At 63.9% G+C, this 8,772-nt stretch carries 10 protein-coding genes; 9 read left to right on the forward strand and 1 reads right to left on the reverse strand.

All coding sequences use genetic code 11. The features are described 5' to 3' along the window. The 9 genes from VEK15_00735 to VEK15_00775 form a co-directional block, all read left to right on the forward strand. The coding region (locus tag VEK15_00735; protein ID HXV59188.1) for an ABC transporter substrate-binding protein at positions 1 to 482 on the forward strand (482 nt) is incomplete at its 5' end. After that, complete coding sequence (locus tag VEK15_00740) at positions 479 to 1,255, forward strand: ABC transporter ATP-binding protein (GenBank protein ID HXV59189.1); 777 nt, start codon at positions 479 to 481, stop codon at positions 1,253 to 1,255. The genes VEK15_00735 and VEK15_00740, both read left to right, overlap by 4 nt. Then, positions 1,252 to 2,010, forward strand: a complete 759-nt coding sequence (locus VEK15_00745; protein HXV59190.1) for an ABC transporter permease — start codon at positions 1,252 to 1,254, stop codon at positions 2,008 to 2,010. Before VEK15_00740 ends, VEK15_00745 begins: the two co-directional genes overlap by 4 nt. A 19-nt stretch (positions 2,011 to 2,029) precedes the next feature. Continuing rightward, a complete protein-coding gene (locus VEK15_00750; protein ID HXV59191.1) occupies positions 2,030 to 3,367 on the forward strand; it encodes an FAD-dependent oxidoreductase in 1,338 nt (445 codons plus the stop codon). Next, a complete protein-coding gene (locus tag VEK15_00755; GenBank protein HXV59192.1) occupies positions 3,364 to 4,545 on the forward strand; it encodes a CoA transferase in 1,182 nt (393 codons plus the stop codon). Before VEK15_00750 ends, VEK15_00755 begins: the two co-directional genes overlap by 4 nt. After that, positions 4,542 to 5,327 carry an enoyl-CoA hydratase-related protein gene (locus VEK15_00760; GenBank protein ID HXV59193.1) on the forward strand — a complete coding sequence of 262 codons (786 nt, stop codon included), beginning with the start codon at positions 4,542 to 4,544 and terminating at the stop codon, positions 5,325 to 5,327. The genes VEK15_00755 and VEK15_00760 overlap by 4 nt, the downstream gene beginning before the upstream one ends. Next, positions 5,324 to 6,733 (forward strand): adenosine deaminase, encoded by a 1,410-nt coding sequence (locus tag VEK15_00765; GenBank protein ID HXV59194.1) that lies wholly within the window; start codon positions 5,324 to 5,326, stop codon positions 6,731 to 6,733. Before VEK15_00760 ends, VEK15_00765 begins: the two co-directional genes overlap by 4 nt. A gap of 59 nt (positions 6,734 to 6,792) precedes the next feature. After that, positions 6,793 to 7,023, forward strand: coding sequence for a hypothetical protein (locus tag VEK15_00770; protein HXV59195.1), 231 nt, complete (start codon positions 6,793 to 6,795; stop codon positions 7,021 to 7,023). Then, positions 7,011 to 7,358, forward strand: a complete 348-nt coding sequence (locus VEK15_00775) for a type II toxin-antitoxin system PemK/MazF family toxin (protein HXV59196.1) — start codon at positions 7,011 to 7,013, stop codon at positions 7,356 to 7,358. Before VEK15_00770 ends, VEK15_00775 begins: the two co-directional genes overlap by 13 nt. Positions 7,359 to 7,394: 36 nt before the next feature. Here VEK15_00775 and VEK15_00780 read toward each other — a convergent pair. Then, positions 7,395 to 8,772: GWxTD domain-containing protein (locus VEK15_00780; protein HXV59197.1), on the reverse strand; the 1,378-nt coding region annotated here is incomplete at its 5' end.

Raw genomic sequence — 8,772 nt, forward strand, 5'->3', positions numbered from 1 at the left:
TGGACGTCGTCACCGGCTGGACCACGAACGTGACCGCCCTCAAGCCCCTCGGGCCGGATCGGGTCGTCATGCGCCTCTGGGACCAGGGCATCCGGCTCTACGCCATGCCGTACTATGCGACCGTCGAGACCATCGCGACGAGGCCGAGCGTACTGGAAGCCTTTTTGCGAGGCGCCGGCCGCGGTTGGGAGCTTGCCTATCGAGAAGCGGAGCGGGCCGTGGAGCTTCTCGTCGAGGAGTACCCGATTCTTCGCTACGAGGACGAGCTCGAGTCGGCGCGGGAGCTTCTCGGCTATGTGTTCACGAAGGAGACGGCGGAGCGAGGCTGGGCAACGATGAATCCGGACCCCTGGCAAGCCCAGATCGACACCTATGCCGAGCTCGACCAGTTCACGAATCGCGTCCCTTCCGTCGACGACGTGATGACCCTTTCTCTGCTCGAAGCGACGAGGGACGCCCGGCCTCGTCTGGGGGCGCGGTGAACCCAACCGAGCGGGCCTTTCTCGAAGGCGTCTCGGTGCGCTTCTCGTCGGATCGAGGCGAGACCGAGGCGCTGAGGGACGTGAGCTTCTCTCTCGAACGCGGTGGTTTCCTTTCGATTCTCGGCCCCTCGGGATGCGGAAAGTCCACGCTTCTTCGAGTGGTCGCCGACCTCGTCGAGCCCTCCTCGGGAACGGTCTCCCTGTTCGGGCGAACCCCCGCCGAGGCGCGGCGAGGGCGCGAGCTCGGTTTCGTTTTTCAGGACGCGGCTCTCCTCCCCTGGCGCACGGTTCGCGAGAACGTCGAGCTACCCCGCGAGATCGGGGACGGCGCTCGCCTCTCGTCCGGCGCTCAGAGTCCCGAGGCGCTTCTCGAGCTCGTGGGTCTTTCCGAGTGGCACCGTGCCTATCCGCACGAGCTTTCGGGTGGAATGCGTCAGCGCGTATCGATAGCCCGAGCCCTCGTCACCGGCCCGAAGATCCTGCTGATGGACGAGCCCTTCGGCGCCCTCGACGAGATCACGCGCGACCGCCTGAACGACGAGCTGCTGCGCATCTGGCGGGAGACGGGAACGACGATCCTTTTCGTCACCCACAGCATACCCGAGGCCCTCTACCTGGGGCAGCGCGTGCTCCTGCTCGCGGCACATCCGGGCCGCGTTCGCGAATTGGTAACCCCGAATCTCCCCCAGGACCGGGCGCTGGCCCTTCGGGAGTCGGAGGCGTTCGTCAAACAAGCGGCCGAGTTGCGAGCCCTGTTGGAGACTTGTGGATGACTTCTCGAACCCGGCGTCGACTCCTGCCGGTCGCGGCGTTTAGCGGGTTGATCGCGCTCTGGGCGATCGTCGTGGTTCTGTTCGACGTCCCGGAGTATATCGTTCCTTCGCCGTTCCACGTCGCTCGAACCCTCGAGGGTGACTTCGGCACCATCATGAGGAACCTCGTCCCCACGGCGGTCGAAAGCTTGCTCGGCTTTCTTCTGGGCAACGTTCTGTCGATCGCCGTCGCGACCGTCTTCGTCCACCAGAAGACGATCGAAGAGGCTTTCTTCCCTCTCGCGATCATCATCCGTTCCATTCCCATCGTCGCCATCGCCCCCATCCTGGTGCTGCTCCTTGGAAACGACATGACCCCCAAGGTAGTGATCGCCGCGCTCATTTGCTTCTTTCCCACTCTGGTCAACATGGTGCGGGGCCTGTCGTCGGTCAATCCCCAGGCGCTCGAGCTGATGAGGGTGCTCTCGGCGACCAAAGCCGAGATCTTCTGGAAGCTTCGGATCTACAACTCGCTTCCCTATCTGTTCGCCGCGCTCAAGATCGCGGCCAGCGCCTCGGTGATCGGGGCCATCGTGGGCGAATGGATCGGCGCGACCGAGGGCATCGGGGCGCTCATCATCCAGGCCACCTACAACTTCGACACCGGCCTGCTCTACGCTTCGATCACCGCCGCCTGCGTTTTCTCCGTCCTCTTCACGTCCCTGGTCTCGTTTCTCGAGCGCCGTCTGGTGAAATGGTCCCCGGGAGAGGCCTGAAAGGGTTAGGATCACCATCATGGAGATACCGCGAAACGCCCGGCTCGTCACCGAGACTGACGTCGTCGTGGTGGGAGGAGGGCCCGCGGGGCTCGCGGCATCGGTGGCCGCGGCACGCGAGGGCGCTAGCGTGGTCCTCGTGGAACGTTACGCGCAGCTCGGTGGACTTGCGTCCGGCGCGATGGTGCTCGTCCTCGACGACATGTGCAACGGATCCGAGATCACGGTGAAGGGCATCGCGCAGGAGATGATCGATCGGATGGCGGCGATGAAGCTCGCGGTCTTCCCTCCGGAAGAAGACCGGCGCGCCGACCCTTCCATGTACCGCAGGTGGGCTCGCTGGGGCCTCTATGATTACTACGCGCGCACCAAACCGGCCCCCGTCTGCTACTCGACGGCATTCGATCCCGAGGGGTGGAAGCGAGCCTCGGAGGACTTGGTAAAGGATCACGGTATCCATCTCCGGCTTCACTCGTGGTTCTCCTCCCCTCTCATGGAAGCCGATCGCATGCGCGGGATCGTATGCGAGACGAACGACGACCTCCAGGCGATACGGGCCGACGTGGTGATCGATTGCAGCGGGGATCTCGTGGTCGCGGCGCGCGCGGGGGCGCCGTACCAGTCGGGCTCCTATTTTCTCACCACGGTCTTTCGGTTGGGCGGAGTCGACTTCGAGACCGCCGACAAGTTCGAGTACGAGCAGCCCGAGCGATTTCTCGAAGTGGACAAGAGGGCCAAGGAGATCCTCGGTGGCTCGTGGGACAAATGGTGGCTCAAAACGCCCCTCCCCGGTATCGTGTGGTGCAACTGCCCACACATGCGGGGTTATGACGGCGCCAAAGTCGAGGACCTCACCAAAGCCCAGCTCGAGGGCCGGCGGCGCATCGACGAGCTCTGCGCATTCGTGACAAACAACTGGCCCGGGTTCGAGAAGAGCTACCTCGTCGATCTCGCTCCCCAGATCGGGGTTCGCCAGACCCGACTTCTCGAGGGCGAGTACGTCGTGACCAAAGAGGACGTTCAGGACCGGGTTCACTTCCCCGACAGCGTCGCCCGAGGACGCGATTACTACACCCCGTACCGCGCACTGGTTCCCAAGCGCGTGGATCAGCTCCTCGTGGCCGGCCGCCACTACTCGGCGACGAGCGTCGCCCAGCGCACTTCGCGCGAGATCCCACCCTGCATGGCGATGGGAGAAGCAGCGGGGATCGCCGCCGCCATGGCGCTCGATCGAGGAGTCGTCGTCCGTTCAATCGACGTCGCCCGGCTGCAAAAGAAGCTGCGGGAGCGCGGCGCGGACCCGGGCGACGTCCCCTCCTCGAACGCGACGGTGCGCGAGATGCGACAGCAGACATGAGCGAGCTTCCACTCTCGGGCGTCAGGGTCATCGACCTGACCCAGGTCATGCTCGGCCCCTGTGCCACCCAGCTTCTCGCCGACTTCGGAGCCGACGTCGTCAAGATCGAGCGTCCCGGTCAAGGCGATCTATCGCGGTGGTCGATCCCCGACCGCGCGGGGCTCGACAACCCCGTCTTCTGCAGCCTGAACCGCAACAAACGCAGCATCGCTCTCAACCTCAAGCAGGAGGAGGGACGAGACATCGTAAAGGAGCTCGTGAAGTCCGCTGACGTCGTCGTGAACAACTTCCGTCCCGACGTCATGGACAGGATGGGACTCGGCTACCCGGCTCTTCGCGACATCAACCCGCGCATCATCTTCGCTTTCGGAACCGGCTTCGGGAGAACCGGACCCTACGCGCACAAGGGAGGCCAGGACGTCCTCGCCCAGGCGATGACGGGGGTCATGGCGCGCAAGGCGGCCCCCGAGCATCCCCTCGCGATCTACGCCACGGCCCTCGCTGACTACTCGGCGGCGATGCATCTCGTCCAGGGAATCCTGCTCGCCCTGCTCCATCGCCAGAAGACCGGCCGAGGTCAGATGGTCGACGTGTCCCTCTACGACTCCATGCTCGCGATGCAGACGCAAGAAGTCTCGATGTGGCTGATGCGGAAGGAGCCTCTCAATTGGGCGGCGATGCCGCTGAGCGGCGTCTTCGAGACCGGGGACGGAGCCGTGGTCCTCGTGGGAGCTTTCAAAGAACATCCTCTTCGCGATATTTGCGCGGCGCTCGAGATCGACGACCTTTCCCGGGAGGAGCGTTTCCAGACGATGGAGGGCCTGCGCGAGCACCGCGCCGAGCTCCAGGCGACCTTTCGCGACCGATTTCGTGAGGAATCGACGGCACACTGGATCGAGAAGCTCGAGGAACAGGATCTGTTGTGCGCGCCGGTGCGCACTCTGGCCGAAGCCCTCGAGGATCGCCAGACCTCGGAGAACGGGATGCTCGTCGAGACGAGTGATGGAAGGCCGGAGCCCATCCGCATGGTAGGGGCGCCGATTCATCTCTCGGAGGTGCCGTTCGGCCTTCGCCATCCTCCGCCGCACCTCGGAGAACATTCGGACGACATCCTTAATGAGATCGGCTATGACGCGGGCCGAATCGAAGAGCTTCGCCGCCGGGGAGTCGTCGCGTGAGCGTCCGCTATGAGCTCCACGACTACGTGGCGCGCGTGACGATCGAAAGACCCGAGGTCTTGAACGCGATCGATTCCGCCACCGAGCGCATGCTTCAAGAAATATGGCGGGAGATCGAGGACGAGCCGGAGGCCCGGGTCGTGGTTCTCACCGGGGCGGGAGAAAAAGCGTTCTCGGTCGGAGCCGACATGAAGAGCACTTCCTCCGACGAGCCCGCCTCCGGCCTCGAGTACTGGGCGCGGCCGAGACCCGGAGGCTTCGGGGGAATCGCGCTGCGCACGACCCTGGACGTTCCGGTGGTGGCGCGAGTGAACGGCTATGCGCTCGGAGGCGGCTTCGAGATGGTGCTCGGATGCGACATCGTCGTGGCGTGCGACGAAGCGCAGTTCGGGTTCCCCGAGCCCAGGGTGGGGCGGATGCCTCTCGACGGCGGCATGGTCCTTCTTTCCCGTCAGGTCCCGGAAAAATGGGCGTTGGGAATGCTGCTCACGGGAAAGCGCATCGATGCGGCCGAAGCCTTTCGCGTCGGGCTCGTGAACGAGGTGGTCCCGAGGCCGGAGCTCGACTCGGCCGTCGATCGCTGGATCGCCGACATCCTCGCCTGCGCGCCCCTTTCGGTGCGCGCGATCAAACAATCGGTGAGACGCACGAGTGCGCTCTCACCGGCCGATGCACAAAGCATGCGCCTGCCCGCCGTCGTCGCCGCGCTCCGTTCCGAGGATGCGAAAGAAGGAGTCCGCGCGTTCCGCGAGAAGCGACCGCCGCGTTGGAGAGGACGGTGAAGGGGCTCGTTCGAGCTCTCGCGATGACTCTGGGCCTCGGCGCCGCGGGTCTCTCATCGGCGGAGTCGTTCTCCGAGAGGTTCGAGACGATGAAGCGCGAGGCGACCCCCGCGGAGCTCTATTCGATCCTCTACGCGCTTCCCAAGGGGGGCGATCTCCACAACCACCTCGGAGGTGCGGGCTTTTCCGAGCTCTGGTGGAGGCTCGCGAACGAGGACACCCTGAGCGGGGGGCAGACGTTCTTCACCAGGGTGCGGGTGAACGAATGCACACCAGCATGCACCGCGCCTCTTCTATATTTCCACACGATGCATGGATCCGAGTGGAGCTCTCTTTCTTCGTGCTGCCGGGAGGAGTACGAGCCTCTGGCCGAGCTTGCCGAGGACCAGAGGCAAGCCTGGATGTCGTCGATACGCATCGATGGACCCAACGAGGCGCGCGAGGAGTTCTTCGAGAACATCTGGCCGCGGATCGGAGGCGTCCTCGATCAGGCGCGCGTCCTCGCCGAGGCGGCGGTCGAGAACATGAAGCTCTTCGCCGCGGAAGGCGTTCGCTATGTGGAGTTTCAAATCAGCCCCTTCTCCCGCATGGTGGGCGACCGACGGCTTACCCCCGACGAGTTTCATGAGGTTCTCGTCGAGCGGCTCGGGCGCCCGGACGCTCTCGCGACCGGAGTCATGGTTCGATTCCAGACCAACGTGCTTCGGTTCAGCCCTCAGGCCGAACACATGGTGGAAGAGAGCTACGCTTTCATCGATCGTCATCGTGACCTCTGGGTCAGCGTGAACCTCGTGGGCCGGGAGGACAACGACAAGGGCTACCCTCTCCGGTTTCTCGACGTGTTCCGTGAGATGCGGCGCCGGTATCCGCGAATCGGTCTCGCGATCCACGGAGGTGAGGTCGACGAGCCCAACCAGCACGTTCGCGATACGCTCCTTCTCGGCGCCGACCGGATCGGCCATGGCACGAACCTGGTCACCGATCCCGACACTCTTCTTCTCATGAGAACGGGGAAGTTCGCGGTCGAGGTGAGCCTGGTGAGCAACCACCTTCTCGCTTACACGCCCGAGGTCTCGCTCCACCCCTTTCCCGAGCTATTGAGGCTCGGTGTGCCCGTCTGCCTTTCCACCGACGATCGAGGGATGTGGGACTCGAACATGACCGACGAGCTCTTCACCGCCGTCACCGAGTTCAACTTGAGCTGGGATGAGGTCGTAGAGCTCGGGCAAAACAGCCTCGAGTTCGCGTTCGTGCCGGACCACATCAAGGTTGGATTGCTCGAAAGCTACGCCCGGGACCTCGACGCCTTCACCGCGGAGTTCGACCAGGACGACTGGCGGGACACTGCCGCAGGCGTTGCCGCACGGCCCACCGGTTACGCGCGAAGATACCTTCTCGGCCAGTGACTCGTGCCGTAAGTTGACCACAGCCTAAAGATGTATAAAATACAGCATAGAGGTAACGGATGGCGACCGTTCGTTTGAATATCACCATGGACGAGGATCTGTACGAGCGGCTCAAGAACGAGCTTCCGCCGAAGCGGATCAGCGCGTTCATCAACGATGCCGTTCGAGCCCACTTGTACCCCGACAGTAAGACGCTGGATGCGGCGTACCAAAGAGCGAGCCGGGAAACGTGGCGGCGTCGGTTCACGGACGAGTGGCAAGTCACCGAGACCGAGGATTGGCCAGAGTAAAGCCTCCGCGTCGGGGAGACGTCTACTGGGTGGCGCTCGACCCGGCGTTAGGCACGGAAATCCGCAAGACGAGGCCGGCTGTCATCGTTTCCAATGATTCGTGCAACACGCACGGCTCGCGGGTGGTGGTGTTGCCCTTGACGAGCAACACGTCATCGCTCTACCCGGGTGAGGCGCTCGTCACTGTCCAGGACAAGAACGCTCGCGCCTTGGGCGATCAACTTCGCTCGATCGAGAAGAAGCGCCTCCGGCGACGAATTGGACGGCTGAGCGTGCGTGAACTGAGAGACGTCGACGAGGCGCTCCGAATCACCCTCGCGCTTCACCCGTCTTGATGAGCGCGAAAAGAGAAACCGTGCGGCGTTCTTGCGCTACGGGGCTGATTGACCGACCATCACGGTGAATGGGGTCTCCGACTCCGCCCGGGCGCCCGAGCTCTCGTCGGTCACCCGGACCCGGATCACGTAATCCCCCGGCTCACATTTTCGAAGCGGTATCTGACCCGTGATTCCGACGGGCTCGGCTTCGGGACGAAGGAACGTCGCCGGCACTCCCAACGCGAGTCGTCCATCGCGCATGACGAAGAAATCCACTCGAAGGCGCTTTCTTCCGTCCTCGGCGGCTCTCGCGCCGTAGGCCTCGACGTAGAGCTTCAGGGTGTCGTCCGACGTGAAGCTTGGCTCCGGCGCGGGTATCACCCGAACGGCCCCGAACTGAAAGGGACGGGACTCACCGACCACACCTTGAAGGATCTCTCCCGCGAGAAAAACCGAGCTCAGGCCGAGCGTGTCCGCGGGCCGCTCGATCACGTCTAGCGGAAACTCGACGTTTCCGATGTGGTTGCGAACTCGATCGCGAACGTAGGCGACGACCCGGTAGCTTCCCGGTGGGACTTCCAGCACTTCCTCGATCGACAGACGAGCGCCGCCCAGCTCTCTCTGCTGAGCGGGCTCGACGCTGAGCGTCAGCTCGTCTTCGACGCGGGCAACTTCGGTTCCGTCCTCTTTGGATGCGACCACGAGATAGTCGAGATCGTAGAGAACCCGCGCTTGCTCGTCGCGAAAGCTCAAATCCCGGTAGGGAACGGTGAGCTGAACCGGAACCCGGGCGAGTGCGCCTTCCGCCCAGATCGCGCCGCCGGTCGCGGTCACGCCGAGATCTCCGAACGCCGCTCGAGCTTCCACTTCTCCTTGCAGCTCGGGAAGCGTCCTCTCGGCCGTGTTCAAGACGTCTTGCACCCGTTGCTGCAGGTCGAACTCTCGCATCACCAGGCGGGTGCCGTCGACGTCCCGGAACCGGTCGAGACCCGTGTCGGGGTCGACCTCGCCGATGACCTGGCGCCTCTGGGCGATTGCGTCGAGCGCGTTGTTCACCGTGCCGAACTGGTTCCAGACCGAGGCGGTGGTGTCGATGTCCTGCACCAGCTCGAAATTGCCCGTTCCGTTGAAATCGACGAACTCGAAGTCGATGCTCGCGGGGAAGCCGGGAATGTCGAGGTTGTTGTATGTCCAGATCTCGCTCGGCCGCTCGAGCCCGTAGCGGCCCATCGGATTCTGCTGGATCCCGTGAGGCGGCCCGAGAATGAGGTACAGCCTTCCACGGTCGGTGGCCCAGCCTGGCTTGCCCGCACTCAGTCGGTTCACCACGAAGGCGTAGCGTTCGAGATATTCCCGCCGGAACTCGTTCTCCGGCGTTTCCGGGGTCGGGTCACGACGGGCCCAGAAGAACTCGATGAAGCGAAGCTTCTCC

The organism is Vicinamibacteria bacterium (genome assembly GCA_035620555.1).
Classification (GTDB): Bacteria; Acidobacteriota; Vicinamibacteria; order Marinacidobacterales; family SMYC01; genus DASPGQ01.

Coding starts and splice junctions, on each gene's coding strand:
- VEK15_00745 (HXV59190.1), top strand. CDS start 1,252: ATGACTTCTCGAACCCGGCGTCGACTCCTGCCGGTCGCGGCGTTTAGC.
- VEK15_00750 (HXV59191.1), top strand. CDS start 2,030: ATGGAGATACCGCGAAACGCCCGGCTCGTCACCGAGACTGACGTCGTC.
- VEK15_00755 (HXV59192.1), top strand. CDS start 3,364: ATGAGCGAGCTTCCACTCTCGGGCGTCAGGGTCATCGACCTGACCCAG.
- VEK15_00770 (HXV59195.1), top strand. CDS start 6,793: ATGGCGACCGTTCGTTTGAATATCACCATGGACGAGGATCTGTACGAG.